A 14,769-nucleotide genomic window follows, 5' to 3' on the forward strand; every position below is an offset into this window, starting at 1 on the left:
TCGTGAACCTTCACCGAACCCCGAAAGTCCCCGGAGGAATCCATGGGCCACACCGAAGCCGATCTGGCGCAGGTGCTGAACACCGGCCCGTTCCATCTGGCGCTGCGCGCCGCCCTCGCGGTGCGCGGGCTGCCGCTCCAGCGCGTCCAGCACCATCTCGCCCATCGCGGGATCAAGGTCGGCGTGACCAGCCTCAGTTACTGGCAGCAGGGCGCACGCCGCCCGCAGCGGCCCGAGTCGCTGCGGGCGGTGCGGGCGCTGGAGGAGGTGCTGGAGCTGCCGGGGGACTCCCTGATCAGGCTGCTCTGCGCCGGCGAGGAGCACACCCGCGCCGAGGACGAGCGTCCCGCGGGACGCTCGTACCGCGCACTGGTCCAGGCGTCGGGCGCGGCGGAGGCGCTGCTCGCCGATCTTCAGTCACCGGCGGACGACGGGCTGCACACGGTCGGGCACCAGGAGCGGGTGCGGATAGGGCCCCGGCGCGAGCTGGTCGGGCGGCAGTCACATCATGTGGTGCGCGCCCACCGGGACGGTGTCGACCGCTACCTGGCCGTTCACCACGGCGATCCCGGCTGTGATCCGGCGCGGGTGGAGGTGAACGCGCTGGAGAACTGCCGTACGGGACGAGTCCGGTGGCACGGGGAGACCGGGGTGGTGATCGCGGAGCTGCTGTTCGACACCCGGCTGCGCGCGGGTGAGACGTACGTCTTCGGCTACGGCTTCGAGGACGGGACCGGTGGGCCGAGCACCGAGTACGTACGCGGCTTCGGCTTCGCCGGCGGGCAGTACGTACTGCAGGTGCGTTTCGACGAGGAGGCGCTGCCCGCGCGCTGCCGGCGGTTCGCCCGGGCGACCACGGGTGTGCCGCGGGGTGCCCGTACGGATCTGACACTCAGCGGGCGGCATCGCACGGTGCATCTGGTGGAGCAGGGGGTGCGGCCGGGGATTGTCGGGATCGACTGGGACTGGGACTGACGCTCCGGACCGGCCCTCAGGTGGTGCCCTGGCCCCATGCGATCTCGGCCGCCTCACGCATCCCGGCCGGCGGCTTCAAGCATCCGGGCCGGTCCTACGCATCCGGGCCCGCCACGAGCCTGCCGCCCTCCGCCTTGATCGGCACCTCGGGCAGCGGCACGGTCGCCGGGCCCTTGAGTGCCTTGCCAGTCGTCACATCGAAGCGGCTGCCGTGGCAGGGGCAGTTGCCCTCGTTGCCCTCGATCTTGTCGAGCACGCAGCCGGCGTGGGTGCACTGCGCGCTGAACGCCTTGTACCGGCCCTTGGCCGGGCAGCTCACGACCAGGCGCTGTTCGCGGTAGAGCCTGGCCCCGCCGACCGGGACGGCGTCGGCCGCGCCGAGGTCCACGGGCGCGGTCGGGGTGGGGATCCGGGCGTGACCCACCTTGGACTCGGTGGAGCAGGCCGCCACGCCCAGACCGGCGGCCCCGGCGAGCGCGGCGCCTTTCAGCACGGTACGGCGGGCGGCTGGCTGGCCGGGCATGGAAACTCCACGGTTCAGGCGTCGGGGGCGGTGCGTGTCGCGGTGCGTCGGGGTGCGTGTCGCGTGCACGTGTCGGTGACAGATCTGACGATACCGGCGGAGATCGGCGGCCCTCCGGGCGGGCTCCCCTTCGCCCCCGGGGCCGTGGGTTACACCTCACCAGGCCATGGGTTACTTTCGGGCCGTGTTCGTCGTCGCCGGAGAATCCTTGATCGACCTGGTCCCGCAGGGGGCGGTCCCCGAGGGGGGCGCGCCGCTGGCGTTGCTGCTGCCGCGCCGGGGCGGGGGCCCGTACAACACGGCGCTCGCGCTGGGCAGGCTGGGTGCGGATGTCGCCTTCTGCTCGCGGGTCTCCACGGACGGCTTCGGCGAGGCGCTGCTGGCCGGGCTGCGTGCGGTGGGCGTCGATACCTCCCTGGTACAGCGCGGCCCGGAGCCGACAACGCTGGCGGTCGCCGCGATCGGCTCGGACGGCTCCGCCGGGTACGGCTTCTACGCGCAGGGCAGCGCGGATCGTCTCTTCCAGTTGCCGGACGCACTGCCGGACTCGGCACGGGCGCTGGCACTCGGCACCTGTTCGCTGGTGCTGGAGCCGGGCGCGAGCGCGTACGAGGCGCTGCTGCGGCGGGAGGCCGGGCGTGGGGTCTTCACCCTGCTCGACCCGAACATCAGGGCCGGTCTGATCCAGGACCCGGAGGCCTATCGGGCGCGGTTCACGGGCTGGCTGCCGTATGTGTCGCTGCTGAAGCTGTCCGAGGACGACGCCACCTGGCTCGGCGGCGTTCCCGACGGACCGGCCGCGGTGGTGCTGACGCGGGGCGGCGCCGGACTGACCGTACGGACGCGGGCCGGCCTGGAGGTCTCGGTCCCGGCGACCCCGGTGACGGTCGCGGACACGATAGGCGCGGGCGACACGGTGAACGCGGCCCTGCTGTACGGCCTCGCGGCGCGGGACGCCCTGTCCCCGGCCGCCCTGTCATCACTGGACGCGGCGGCCTGGACCCAGGTCCTGGACTTCGCCGCCCGCGCGGCGGCCGTGACCTGCTCCCGTACGGGAGCGGAACCGCCGTACGCGGCGGAGCTGGCTTAACGCCCGGTCCGGATCCTGCCGGCGTGGGAGAGCGATGCCCGTCCGCTGCGAGGCGCCGGCCTGCTCGCCGGTCGGCCGGCGGACCAGGACCGCCAACCGGCCGAGGATGCCGAGCGCCCGTGCGCGCCGCGGGAGTCCCATGGTGCGCACGGGCGTACGAGAAGCAGGGCCGGGCCGACCCGCCGGTCAGGCCTTGCGGGCCCTCGTCGTGCGGGCCGTCCCCGCGCGGGCCGTCGCCGTCTTCTTCGACGCCGTCGCGTTCGCCGCGACCGTCTTCTTGGCCGCGGCCTTCTTCACCGGCTTCCGGGCCGCGGGGACCGCGACCGAGTCACTGATGCGGTCCGTGTCCAGGATGTCCCGGAGGAACTTGCCGGTGTGGCTGGCCGGGACGCCCGCGACCTGCTCGGGGCTGCCTTCGGCGATGACCAGGCCACCGCCGCTGCCGCCCTCCGGGCCCATGTCCACGACCCAGTCCGCCGTCTTGATGACGTCCAGGTTGTGCTCGATCACGATCACCGTGTTGCCCTTGTCGACCAGGTTGGACAGCACCGTGATCAGCTTGCTGATGTCCTCGAAGTGCAGACCGGTGGTCGGCTCGTCCAGGACGTAGACCGTACGGCCCGTGGAGCGCTTCTGGAGCTCCGAGGCCAGCTTCACCCGCTGGGCCTCACCGCCGGACAGCGTCGGCGCGGACTGGCCGAGCCTGACATAGCCGAGCCCCACTTCGTTGAGCGTCCGCAGATGGCGGGAGATCGTCGGCACGGCCTCGAAGAAGTGCAGCGCCTCCTCGATCGGCATGTCCAGCACCTCTGCGATGGACTTGCCCTTGTAGTGGACCTCCAGGGTCTCCCGGTTGTAGCGCGCCCCGTGGCAGACCTCGCAGGGGACGTACACGTCCGGCAGGAAGTTCATCTCGATCTTGATGGTGCCGTCGCCGGAGCAGTTCTCACAGCGGCCGCCCTTGACGTTGAAGGAGAACCGGCCGGGCATATAGCCGCGGACCTTGGCCTCCATCGTCTCCGCGAACAGCTTGCGGACATGATCGAAGACTCCGGTGTACGTCGCGGGGTTGGACCGGGGCGTACGGCCGATGGGCGACTGGTCGACGTGGACCACCTTGTCGACGAGGTCGTCGCCGTCGACCCGGGTGTGGCGGCCCGGCACCGACTTGGCGCCGTTGAGCTCGCGCGCCAGGTGGGTGTAGAGGATGTCGTTGACCAGCGTCGACTTTCCGGAGCCGGAGACACCGGTGACCGCGGTGAGCACACCGAGCGGGAAGGACACGTCGATGTCCCGCAGGTTGTTCTCACGGGCGCCGTGGACGGTGAGCTGCCGCGAGGGGTCCACGGGCCTGCGGAGGTCCGGCGTCGGGATCGCCTTCTTGCCGGACAGGTACTGCCCGGTCAACGACTCCTTGTTGGTCAGCAACTGCTTCAGGGGCCCGGAATGGACGACCTTGCCGCCGTGCTCACCCGCGCCGGGGCCGATGTCGACGACCCAGTCGGCGACCTTGATGGTGTCCTCGTCGTGCTCGACGACGATGAGCGTGTTGCCCATGTCACGCAGTCGCACGAGGGTCTCGATGAGCCGGTGGTTGTCGCGCTGGTGCAGGCCGATGGACGGCTCGTCGAGCACGTACAGCACACCGACCAGGCCGGAGCCGATCTGGGTGGCGAGCCGGATGCGCTGTGCCTCGCCTCCGGAGAGGGTGCCGGCCGCACGGTTCAGCGAGAGATAGTCCAGGCCTACGTCGACCAGGAACCTCAGGCGCTCGTTGACCTCCTTGAGCACGCGCTCGGCGATCTTCTTGTCGCGGGCGTTGAGCTTGAGGCGGCCGAGGAAGTCCGCGCATTCGCTGATCGACATTGCGGCGACATCGGCGATGGACCTCTCCATCACGGTGACCGCGAGCACGATCGGCTTCAGCCGGGTGCCCTGACAGGTCGGGCAGGGCACCTCGCGCATATAGCCCTCGAAGCGCTCCCTGCTGGAGTCGCTCTCGGCCTCGGAGTGCCGCCGCTTGACGAACTGCACGGCCCCTTCGAAGGCCGGGGTGGTGTAGGCACGCTCCCGCCCGTACCGATTGCGGTAGCGGACCTCGACCTGGGTCTTGTGCCCGTGCAACAGGGCCTTCTTGGCACGCTGCGGCAGTCCCGCCCACGGCATGTCGGTACTGAACCCGAGCGCCTGGGCGAGCCCGCCGATCAGCCGCCCGAAGTATTCCTTGGTGTGGCCGTGCGACCAGGGGTGGATCGCGCCCTCGTCGAGGGACCTCTGCTCGTCCGGGACGATCAGCTCGGGGTCCACCTCCATCCGCGTGCCGATGCCGGTGCAGTCGGGACAGGCGCCGAAGGGCGAATTGAAGGAGAAGGAGCGCGGCTCCAGCTCCTCGAAGGACAGGTCGTCGTACGGGCAGTACAGATGCTCCGAGTACATCCGCTCGCGCTCGGGATCGTCCTCGGGGAGGTCGACGAAGTCGAGCACGACCATGCCGCCAGAGAGGCCGAGGGCGGTCTCGACCGAGTCGGTCAGCCGGCGCTTGGCGCCGTCCTTGACGGTGAGGCGGTCGACGACCACGTCGATGGTGTGCTTCTCCTGCTTCTTCAGCCGCGGCGCCTCGGCGAGCTGGACGGTCTGTCCGTCGACCCGCGCCCGGCTGTAGCCCTTGGTCTGCAGATCGGCGAAGAGGTCGACGAACTCGCCCTTGCGCTCGCGCACGAGCGGTGAGAGCACCTGGAAGCGGCTGCCCTCGGGCAGCTCGAGCACCTTGTCGACGATGGCCTGCGGCGACTGGCGCGAGATCGGCCGGGCGCACTCGGGGCAGTGCGGCTTGCCGATACGGGCGAACAGCAGACGGAGGTAGTCGTAGACCTCGGTGATGGTGCCGACCGTCGAGCGCGGGTTGCGCGAGGTCGACTTCTGGTCGATGGAGACAGCCGGGGACAGACCCTCGATGAAGTCCACGTCGGGCTTGTCCATCTGGCCCAGGAACTGCCTGGCGTACGAGGACAGGGACTCGACGTACCGGCGCTGACCCTCGGCGAAGATCGTGTCGAAGGCGAGCGAGGACTTGCCCGACCCCGAGAGCCCCGTGAACACGATGAGCGAGTCGCGGGGGAGGTCGAGCGAGATGTTTTTCAGATTGTGCTCTCGAGCGCCACGAACGATGAGACGGTCGGCCACGCCGGTCCGCACCTTTCTTCAGAGAAGCGGGGGCACAGCCCCCGTCCCGGACAGTTCCTGCCTATGGGGGGCCGCCAGACGATGAGTGTCTGACTTTCAAGGATGCCTCCACCGAGCGTATAGCACGCACATTCGAATTGCGGATGTGCGCTGCCACCTTCACCCGATCGAGTGGCGAAGCTAACCTCGGCGCCATGATCGATCCCCAGCGCGACCTTGAAACCGTACGCGAAGCCACCGACCGACTGCTCTCCGCAGCCGCCCGACTGGACAACGCCGCCATCGGCGGACCGTCACGGCTGCCGGGCTGGAGCCGAGGCCATGTCCTTGCCCACCTAGCCCGTAACGCTGACGCCGTCGTCAATATTCTCGGGGGGCGCCCGATGTACGAGAGCGCCGAGGCCCGCGACGCCGACATCGAGCGCGACGCCCCCCGGCCCCTCGCCGACCAGCTCTCCGACGTACGCGAGTCCGCCGCCCGCTTCCAGGCGGCCGGCGCCGAGGCCGCCGACTGGTCACGGACGGTCGAGCTCCGCAACGGCGTTAAGGACGCGGCGGCCCGCATCCCCTTCCGCCGCCTCGTCGAGGTCGAGCTGCACCACGTGGACCTGGACATCGGCTACGAGCTGGAGGACCTGCCGAAGGAGTTCACCGAGCGCGAGATCGACTTCCTCGCCGAGCGGTTCGGCGGGCACAAGGACGTCCCCTCGACCGGCCTGGCCACCGACGACGGGCAGTTCTGGACCACGGGAGGCGGCGCCGACGGCGCGGCGGTCGTGGTCACGGGCACAGCGTCCGAGCTCCTCGGCTGGCTCGCCGGCCGCCGCGACGGCTCGGCTCTGGAGGTCACGGGAGGCCCGTTGCCCGCGCTGCCCCCGCTATAGGCTGAGCCCATGACGTACAGCGGAGTGGTGAAGGTCGGCGGCGCTGCGGACGTACACGAACTGACGGACCTGATGGTCTCCAAGGTCGCGGTCGGACCGATGGACAACAACGCCTATCTGCTGCGCTGCCGGGCCACCGGTGAGCAGCTGCTGATCGATGCGGCGGCCGAGCCCGAAACGCTGCTGCGGCTCATCGGCGACGACTCCATCGCATCCGTGGTCACCACGCACCGGCACGCCGACCACTGGCAGGCGCTTGCCGAGGTGGTCCGGGCGACGGGTGCGCGTACGTACGCCGGGCGTTACGACGCCGAGGGGATCCCCGTTCCGACCGATGTCCCGGTCGAGGACGGGGACACGATCACGGTGGGGCGGGTCGAACTGACCGCCCGTCATCTGGTCGGCCACACCCCGGGGTCGATCGCGCTCGTCTACGACGACCCCCACGGTCACCCGCATGTCTTCACCGGCGACTGCCTGTTCCCCGGCGGCGTCGGCAACACCCGTAAGGACGCGGAGGCCTTCGCCAGCCTCATCGACGGGGTCGAGAAGAAGCTCTTCGACGTGCTTCCGGACGAGACCTGGGTCTACCCGGGCCACGGCAAGGACACCACGCTGGGCGAGGAGCGCCCGCATCTGCCGCAGTGGCGCGAACGCGGCTGGTAGGCAACAGCCCGGACGGACGCCGCGGTCTCAGCCGCCCGCGGCGTCCGTGACTCCCGCCCCGGCCTGTGCGGCGAAGCTCTTCGCCACCGTCGGCGGCAGCGGCCCCAACCCCAGCAGTCCCGTCACCACCTGGGTGGTGATCGTGTGCCACTGGGCGGCGCGACGCAGCATGGCGTGATCACCGCCGGACATCCGCAGCGCGCACACCTCGGCGCCGACGGTACGTGCCCGGGCGGCGAACGCCCAGGTCTCGCGAGGGTCGGTCACCCGGTCCCGGTCGCCGTGCAGCAGCACGAGGCGCCGGCCCGTCAGATGCTCCACCGGTTCCTCGGCGGGACACCAGGGTGCGAGCCCCACCGCGCCGGTCACCAGCGGATGACCCGCGGCATGCAGGGCGGCCCTGCCACCCATCGAGTGGCCGACCAGGAGTGTGGGCACGGGACCGGTCACCAGGGCCAGTTCGTCCAGGGCGCGCAGCGCGTCACGGCCGGCGTCGGCACGTTCGCCGTTCCAGCCCCGGTGACCGTAGCGGACCCGGCCGATGACGATGTCGTGGCCTGCCGTGGCGCGGGTGATGGCCCGTGCGAAGGGGCGCATCCGCACACCGGGCAGGTTCAGGGCCGAGGGCGGCTCGACGGCGTCGGCGCGGCCGCCGTGCAGCAGCAGGATCGCGGCGCGCGGCGGCTGGGCGGTCCGGTCGATGTGCAGGGCGGGGGCGGCGGGCCCGGGATGTTGCCGACTCATGCGTAGGGGTGCCGTCCTCGCTCGGGTGGGGGCTGTGGGTGCTGCGTGGTACGGACGCAACGGTAGACGGTGCGGGAGGCCGCTTGGCCGGTCCCGGTGCAGGGCGCCCGATATGCGCCGCGGGGGATGCCCCGCGCCCGGTCGGAGGAGGAGTCCGCTCCGTCGGTGCGCGAGGGGGCCGTCGGTCGACGGCGGCGAGGGGACGCCCGTACTGCCGCTGCCGGACGGCAGTCCCGGCGGGAGAACCCGAAGCGGTGTTCGTCGGCAGGTGGTGTTCTTGGGCCATCGACGCCGACACCGCGCTGTCGGCGTCGGCGGTCCACGGAGTCGTTCACGGAACCATGGCGCAAAACGCACCGTCGGGTGCGCAACGGACCTGCCGTTGCGCACCCGCCGGTCGGGCATGCTCTGCCATGACGCCCGGTCAGGCGCCGACGCTGTCCTTCCCCTCGGCCACCCCGGCGGCCTTGCGGGCCTGCTCGGCCGCTTCCCGATCGGCCTGCTTCCTGGAGGCGATCAGGCTGGTGATCGTCGTGATGACCAGCACGCCGCAGATGAACGCCAGCGAGAACGGGATGGAGATCTCGGGGACGTGCACCCCGCTCTCGTGCAGAGCGTGCAGCACGAGCTTCACTCCGATGAATCCGAGAATCACCGACAGGCCGTAGCTGAGGTGGACCAGCTTCTTGAGCAGTCCGCCGATGAGGAAGTACAGCTGCCGCAGCCCCATGAGCGCGAAGGCGTTGGCGGTGAAGACGATGTACGGGTCCTGGGTCAGGCCGAAGATCGCCGGAATGGAGTCCAGCGCGAAGAGCACATCGGTGGTGCCGATCGCGAGCATGACCACCATCAACGGAGTCATGACGCGCTTGCCGTTGCTGCGGATGAAGAGTTTGGTGCCGTGGTACCGGTCGGCGACGCCGAACCTCTTCTCGACGGACTTGAGGAGCCTGTTCTCCTCGAACTCCTCCTCCTCGTCGTCCGAGCGCGCGTCCTGGATGAGCTTCCAGGCGGTGTAGATGAGGAACGCGCCGAAGATGTAGAAGACCCAGGAGAAGTTGGCGAGGACCGCGGCGCCCGCGGCGATGAAGATCGCACGCAGAACGAGGGCGATCAGCACGCCGATCAGCAGCACCCGCTGCTGGAGGTGGGAGGGCACCGCGAACTTCGCCATGATCAGGACGAAGACGAAGAGGTTGTCGACGCTCAGCGACTTCTCGGTGATGAAGCCCGCGAAGAATTCGCCCGATGCCTGGCTCTCGCCGAAGAACAGCAGGCCGAGGCCGAAGAGCGCGGCCAGCACGATCCAGACGACGGACCAGATACCGGCTTCCTTCATCGACACGTCATGCGGCTTGCGCCCGATGAAGAAGTCGACCGCGATCAGGGCACTCAGACCGAGAATGGTCAGTACCCACAGGGTCCATGAAACGTCCACTGCGCCTCCGGCGTCGTACGGCTACTGGATCAGCGTCGCCGCTGCCGGAGGTCTCTTCCACCCGGGCAGCCGCACAGCCGCACCACGGGCCGACGCCCCGGGACTTCTCTGTCGTCCGTACTGACGGGCACGTCGCGAGTCGGGAGTACTCCCCTCCGTGCAAAGGACAATACAGGGAAGTCCCATGAAAGGTAAAGGTAGAGGTAAAGCGCTCCTCAAATGTGCAGGTCAGCGGAGAGATGGGGAAGGGCGGGGCTCAACGGTCCCAGGACCGGCGGGCGGCGGTCACCTGGTTCAGAACCTGACGCAGCACCGCACTGCCCGGCGGCACGGCCGGCGGCTCGTACGTCCAGGCGTGCCGCACCCAGGGGTCGGCCAGGTGGTCGTCGGGAACCGGAGTGAGGCGCAGCAGGGAGCGCCACAGCGGGTCGAGCACCGGGCCGTACGCGCTCGCGTCCTCGCGGTCGGCGACCATCAGGAGATGGACACCGACGGCCGGGCCCTCGTCGGCGAGATAGCGCAGCTGCGTGACCGCGCGGTCGTCGAAGCCGTGCGGGAAGTCATTGACGATCAACAGGTGCTCACCGGTGTCGAACCCGGGCGGCAGCGAGTCGGCCGCGCCGCCGCGCACCGCCATCGACACCAGGTCCACGCGCTGGGTGAGCCTGCCCAGTACGTCGGTGACGCCCTGGGCACCGACGGCCGGCGGCGCGGCGAGCACCCCGGACTCGACCAACGGGGCGAACGAGGCGGCCGCCGAGCCCGCCGGGTCGATGACATGCACCGAGAACTCGCCGGGCGGGTACACCGCGAGCAGCCTGGCCGCGTGCGCGACCGCGCTGTCGACGGCCAGCCGGCGCAGTTGCGCCTCGTCCATCGTGATCGCGGCGTCCGAACCGCCCCGTCCGCTGTCGACCCACAGCCCGCGTTCCAGCGGGAGCCGGACCAGGCAGGGAATGCGCAGCTCGGGGCTCTCGGGCAGATGGACGTCACCGATGCGCAGCGCCATGGGGGTCTCCATGGGAACCCGGTAGGCGTGCCAGGCGGGGTTGTCCCAGCGGGCGAAGGCGGGCGGCAGCGCGGGCTCGACGACCTCGGACTCGGCGGTGAGCTGGGCCAGATCGCGGTCGAGTACCTGACGCGCCTGGTCGGTCAGCTGCTCGCACTTGGCGCGAGCGGCCTCGCGGGCGGCGTCCCCCGCGCCGCCGATCCGGCTGCGCGGGTCGGACAGGACCGTGTCGAGCTCCTGCTCCATGCGGGACTCGGCGAATTCGACGGCGCTGCGGTACGCCGCGACGCTACGGGCCAGGTCCTCGAACATGCCCCAGACCTGGTTGTACAGGCGCTCTTCCATGGACCAGCCGGTGGCGTCGCCGGCCACGGGCACGGGCGGGCGGCCGCCTTCACCGGGCTGCGGGACCGGGGGCGGCGGCGGGGGTGCGGCGGACTGCCGGCGCGGGTGCGCGTAGTTGATGGGGCCGCTGGGCGTCTGCGGGGCGTCCGGGGTGGGGCTCTGCTGGGGCCCGGTGGCGCCGCCGACGGTGGCGGCCTGCGCTCCGGCGACCGAAAGGCCCTCCGGGAGCGTGCGGCCGTCGGCGAGTGTGGCGTCCGGCGCCGAGTGGTCGGGCCCTGGCGTGGCGGCGGGGCCGGCATGGGCGCCGTCGCCGGCGCTCGTACGCAGCCTGGCCGGTTCGGTGCGGGTCGCGCGGGGCGCTGCCGTCTCCTGGACGGCGGCCGCGATCAGGTCGGCCTGGGCCATGCCCTGGTCCCTCAGCAGCGCGGCGAGTCCGCCCGCGTATCCCTGTCCTACGGCCCGCACCTTCCATGCGCCCTGGCGGCGGTACAGCTCGACCGCCACCACCGCGGTCTCGGTGTCCAGTCCGGTGATCGTGAAGCTGGCCAGCTCGGCGCCGTCCGGGCCCATGACGGCGACGAAGGGTGCGGCGGTGGCGCCGAAGTGGACCGGTCCACCGGTTCCCTCGGGGAGCGCGAGCAGCACATTCAGCTGGTGAACGGCATCGGGCACCGCGTCCAGGTCGACGGTGAACCGCGGCGCTTCCGTGGCCTGTCCGGGCACGTCGATCCCCGGGAGCGAGGTCGCACCGGGGTGGGCGATCGCGTCGTCGCGTACGGCCCCCTCGGCGTCGGAGCAGGTGGCGCAGGCCACGACTGGATGGCCCGCCGAAACCCGGATCTGCAGGCGGGTGTCGGGCAGGGGGTGGTTCTGCCCCTGGACCAGCTCGGCCGTCATCGCTCTGTCCCCTCGGTGCTGTGCGCTTGCGGTGCGTCGTTGGCGGTGCGTGGTGCGTGGTACGGCGGTGCGCGGTGGTGCGAGTGCGTGGTACACGGTGCAGCTCCCGGCGGCCGTGCCCCCGGGAGCTGCGTGTCCGTCCGTGCGGGCCGTGCCTACAGGTGCGGCAGGATCGCCGGCATCAGGTCCTGGAACGTACGGCCGTTGGCCGGGTTGCCGAGGGCCGTCATCTGCCAGCCACCGCCGGCACGGTGCACCTTCGCCATGATCTGCGCGGTGTACTGGCCGCCGCCGTCCAGCGTGTAGCGGGCGAGCTCCTGGCCGTTGGTCTCGTCGACGATGCGGCAGAAGGCGTTCTGCACCTCCTGGAACGTCTGGCCGGTGAAGGAGTTCACCGTGAAGACGATCTGGTCGATGTGGACCGGAACCCGCTGCAGGTCGACGAGGATCGCCTCGTCGTCGCCGCCGGAGCCGGCACCGCCGACCAGGTTGTCACCGGTGTGCTTGACCGAGCCGTCGTCACTGACGAGGTGGCGGAAGAAAACCACGTCCACCGGCTGCTTGTCGGCGAACAGCACCGCCGACGCGTCGAGGTCGATCTCGCGGGTGCGCGAGCCGAACAGACCGCGGCGCGCGGCCGCCTGCCAGCCGAGCCCCATCCGCACCGCGGTGAGGGTGCCCCCGTCGCTCTTCTGCAGGCTGATGGCCTGACCCTTGGTCATGTTGACGGTCACGCGCTGTCCCCTTCTTCGAATGTGCTGCCGCCCATATGTGCGGTTGCTCAGCACCCTACGCAGTCCCACGAACGGAGCAGCAGAGTTGGCAGTTTTTTGTGTCGGTCTTGCAACACACCAGGTGCACGGTGCTCAGGCAAGCCCCGCCTCCTTCATCTGCCGCAGTTCCTTCTTCAATTCGCTCACCTCGTCGCGCAGCCGTGCGGCCACCTCGAACTGGAGCTCCGCGGCCGCGGCCCGCATCCGCTCTGTCATCTCTTCGATGATCCCGGCCAGTTCGGCCGCTGGACGGTTGCTCAGCACCTCGCCCTTCTTGCCGGCGCCGCCCAGGGCCGGGACCGGGGCCTTGGCGCCCTTGCCGGGCTTGCCCTCCCTGACCTGGCGGTAGCCGGAGCCGAGCAGCTCCTCGGTGTCGATCTCCTCGCGCGCGATGGTGGCGACGATGTCGTTGATCTTCTTACGGAGCGGCTGAGGGTCGATGCCCTTCTCGGTGTTGTAGGCGATCTGCTTCTCGCGGCGGCGGTTGGTCTCCTCGATGGCCTTCTCCATCGCCGCGGTGATCTTGTCCGCGTACATATGGACCTGGCCGGAGACATTGCGCGCCGCGCGGCCGATCGTCTGGATCAGCGAGGTGCCGGACCGCAGGAAGCCTTCCTTGTCGGCGTCGAGGATGGCCACCAGCGACACCTCGGGCAGGTCGAGGCCCTCGCGCAGCAGGTTGATGCCGACCAGGACGTCGTACTCGCCGGCGCGCAGTTCGCGCAGCAGCTCGACCCGCCGCAGGGTGTCGACGTCGCTGTGCAAGTAGCGGACCTGGATGCCCAGTTCCAGGAAGTAGTCCGTCAGGTCCTCGGCCATCTTCTTGGTGAGGGTGGTGACCAGGACGCGTTCGTCCTTCTCCGCGCGCAGACGGATCTCGTGCACGAGGTCGTCGATCTGGCCCTCGGTGGGCTTGACCACGACCTCGGGGTCGATCAGGCCGGTGGGACGGATGATCTGTTCCACGAAGCCGTCCCCGCGGGAGAGCTCGTAGGTGCCGGGAGTGGCGGACAGATAGACGGTCTGACCGATCCGCTTCTGGAACTCCTCCCACTTCAGCGGGCGGTTGTCGAGCGCCGAAGGCAGCCGGAAGCCGTGGTCGACCAGGGTTCGCTTGCGGGAGGCGTCGCCCTCGTACATCGCGCCGATCTGCGGCACGGTGACGTGGGACTCGTCGATGACGAGCAGGAAGTCCTCGGGGAAGTAGTCGAGGAGGGTGTTGGGCGGCGAGCCGGGCAGGCGGTCGTCGAAGTGCATCGAGTAGTTCTCGATGCCGGAGCACGAGCCGATCTGGCGCATCATCTCGATGTCGTACGTGGTGCGCATGCGCAGCCGCTGGGACTCCAGGAGCTTGCCCTGCTTGTCCAGCTCGGCGAGACGCTGCTCGAGCTCGGTCTCGATGCCGTTGACCGCCCGCTCCATGCGCTCCGGGCCCGCCACATAGTGGCTGGCCGGGAAGACGTACAGCGACTGGTCCTCGCTGAGGATCTCGCCGGTGAGCGGGTGGAGGGTGGACAGCGCCTCGATCTCGTCGCCGAACATCTCGATGCGGACGGCGAGCTCCTCGTAGACCGGGATGATCTCGATGGTGTCGCCGCGGACCCGGAAGGTGCCGCGCTGGAACGCCATGTCGTTGCGCGTGTACTGCATGTCGACGAAGCGGCGCAGCAGCTGGTCGCGGTCGATCTCGTCGCCGACGTTGAGCTGGGTCATCCGGTCGACGTACTCCTGCGGCGTGCCCAGACCGTAGATGCACGAGACGGAGGCGACCACGACGACGTCCCGCCGTGTCAGCAGGGAGTTCGTCGCCGAGTGGCGCAGGCGCTCCACCTCCTCGTTGATCGAGGAGTCCTTCTCGATGTAGGTGTCGGACTGCGGGACGTACGCCTCGGGCTGGTAGTAGTCGTAGTACGAGACGAAGTACTCGACCGCGTTGTTCGGCAGCAGCTCGCGGAATTCGTTCGCCAGCTGGGCGGCCAGGGTCTTGTTCGGCGCCATCACCAGGGTGGGTCGCTGAAGCTTCTCGATCATCCAGGCGGTGGTCGCCGACTTGCCGGTGCCGGTCGCGCCGAGCAGGACGACATCCTTCTCACCTGCGCGGATACGCCGCTCCAGGTCGGCGATGGCTGTCGGCTGGTCGCCGCTGGGCTGGTAGTGACTGACGACCTCGAAGGGCGCCACCGTACGTTCGATCTTGGAAACGGGCCGCATGCAACAACCGTACGACCCACCACTGACAACC

At 70.1% G+C, this 14,769-nt stretch carries 11 protein-coding genes; 4 read left to right on the plus strand and 7 right to left on the minus strand.

Annotated elements, in window-relative coordinates:
- Positions 1–42 precede the first annotated feature (42 nt).
- Positions 43–975, plus strand: coding sequence for a hypothetical protein (locus ACFYWI_RS05675; RefSeq protein WP_389225601.1), 933 nt, complete (start codon positions 43–45; stop codon positions 973–975).
- Positions 976–1,069: 94 nt separating this feature from the next.
- Here ACFYWI_RS05675 and ACFYWI_RS05680 read toward each other — a convergent pair whose 3' ends face one another.
- Entirely contained in the window at positions 1,070–1,498 is a 429-nt protein-coding gene (locus ACFYWI_RS05680; protein WP_389225604.1) for a Rieske (2Fe-2S) protein, read from the minus strand.
- Positions 1,499–1,682: 184 nt separating this feature from the next.
- Between ACFYWI_RS05680 and ACFYWI_RS05685 the strand changes: the two genes are divergently transcribed.
- Positions 1,683–2,588 (plus strand): carbohydrate kinase, encoded by a 906-nt coding sequence (locus ACFYWI_RS05685; RefSeq protein ID WP_389225607.1) that lies wholly within the window; start codon positions 1,683–1,685, stop codon positions 2,586–2,588.
- Between the two features lie 186 nt (positions 2,589–2,774).
- Here ACFYWI_RS05685 and uvrA read toward each other — a convergent pair whose 3' ends face one another.
- Complete coding sequence (gene uvrA, locus ACFYWI_RS05690; RefSeq protein WP_389225611.1) at positions 2,775–5,771, minus strand: excinuclease ABC subunit UvrA; 2,997 nt, start codon at positions 5,769–5,771, stop codon at positions 2,775–2,777.
- A 194-nt stretch (positions 5,772–5,965) separates the two neighbouring features.
- Here uvrA and ACFYWI_RS05695 point away from each other — a divergent pair, with 194 nt between their 5' ends.
- Both ACFYWI_RS05695 and ACFYWI_RS05700 read left to right on the plus strand, forming a co-directional pair.
- On the plus strand, positions 5,966–6,655 hold the full coding sequence (locus tag ACFYWI_RS05695; RefSeq protein ID WP_389225614.1) for a maleylpyruvate isomerase family mycothiol-dependent enzyme: 690 nt from the start codon (positions 5,966–5,968) through the stop codon (positions 6,653–6,655).
- Between the two features lie 9 nt (positions 6,656–6,664).
- On the plus strand, positions 6,665–7,321 hold the full coding sequence (locus ACFYWI_RS05700) for an MBL fold metallo-hydrolase (RefSeq protein ID WP_389225617.1): 657 nt from the start codon (positions 6,665–6,667) through the stop codon (positions 7,319–7,321).
- Between the two features lie 27 nt (positions 7,322–7,348).
- On the opposite strand, the gene ACFYWI_RS05705 is transcribed toward ACFYWI_RS05700, so the two are convergent.
- The 5 genes from ACFYWI_RS05705 to uvrB all read right to left on the minus strand — a co-directional run bounded on the left by ACFYWI_RS05705 (position 7,349) and on the right by uvrB (position 14,738).
- Complete coding sequence (locus ACFYWI_RS05705; RefSeq protein ID WP_389225620.1) at positions 7,349–8,065, minus strand: alpha/beta hydrolase; 717 nt, start codon at positions 8,063–8,065, stop codon at positions 7,349–7,351.
- Between the two features lie 424 nt (positions 8,066–8,489).
- Positions 8,490–9,503 carry a TerC family protein gene (locus ACFYWI_RS05710; protein WP_389225623.1) on the minus strand — a complete coding sequence of 338 codons (1,014 nt, stop codon included), beginning with the start codon at positions 9,501–9,503 and terminating at the stop codon, positions 8,490–8,492.
- Positions 9,504–9,759: 256 nt separating this feature from the next.
- The gene (locus ACFYWI_RS05715; RefSeq protein ID WP_389225626.1) at positions 9,760–11,754 is read right to left on the minus strand and encodes a TerD family protein; all 1,995 of its coding nucleotides are present in this window, start codon (positions 11,752–11,754) and stop codon (positions 9,760–9,762) included.
- 155 nt (positions 11,755–11,909) lie between these two features.
- On the minus strand, positions 11,910–12,488 hold the full coding sequence (locus ACFYWI_RS05720; protein ID WP_389225629.1) for a TerD family protein: 579 nt from the start codon (positions 12,486–12,488) through the stop codon (positions 11,910–11,912).
- Positions 12,489–12,620: 132 nt separating this feature from the next.
- The gene (gene uvrB, locus ACFYWI_RS05725) at positions 12,621–14,738 is read right to left on the minus strand and encodes an excinuclease ABC subunit UvrB (protein WP_389225632.1); all 2,118 of its coding nucleotides are present in this window, start codon (positions 14,736–14,738) and stop codon (positions 12,621–12,623) included.
- Between the last annotated feature and the right edge of the window lie 31 nt (positions 14,739–14,769).

Source organism: Streptomyces sp. NPDC002889, from assembly GCF_042888425.1.
Classification (GTDB): Bacteria; Actinomycetota; Actinomycetes; order Streptomycetales; family Streptomycetaceae; genus Streptomyces.

Excerpts from the sequence above, each read along its gene's own strand:
- ACFYWI_RS05675 (WP_389225601.1), top strand. The coding sequence starts at position 43 with ATGGGCCACACCGAAGCCGATCTGGCGCAGGTGCTGAACACCGGCCCG.
- ACFYWI_RS05680 (WP_389225604.1), bottom strand. The coding sequence starts at position 1,498 with ATGCCCGGCCAGCCAGCCGCCCGCCGTACCGTGCTGAAAGGCGCCGCG.
- ACFYWI_RS05695 (WP_389225614.1), top strand. The coding sequence starts at position 5,966 with ATGATCGATCCCCAGCGCGACCTTGAAACCGTACGCGAAGCCACCGAC.
- ACFYWI_RS05700 (WP_389225617.1), top strand. The coding sequence starts at position 6,665 with ATGACGTACAGCGGAGTGGTGAAGGTCGGCGGCGCTGCGGACGTACAC.
- ACFYWI_RS05705 (WP_389225620.1), bottom strand. The coding sequence starts at position 8,065 with ATGAGTCGGCAACATCCCGGGCCCGCCGCCCCCGCCCTGCACATCGAC.
- ACFYWI_RS05715 (WP_389225626.1), bottom strand. The coding sequence starts at position 11,754 with ATGACGGCCGAGCTGGTCCAGGGGCAGAACCACCCCCTGCCCGACACC.
- uvrB (WP_389225632.1), bottom strand. The coding sequence starts at position 14,738 with ATGCGGCCCGTTTCCAAGATCGAACGTACGGTGGCGCCCTTCGAGGTC.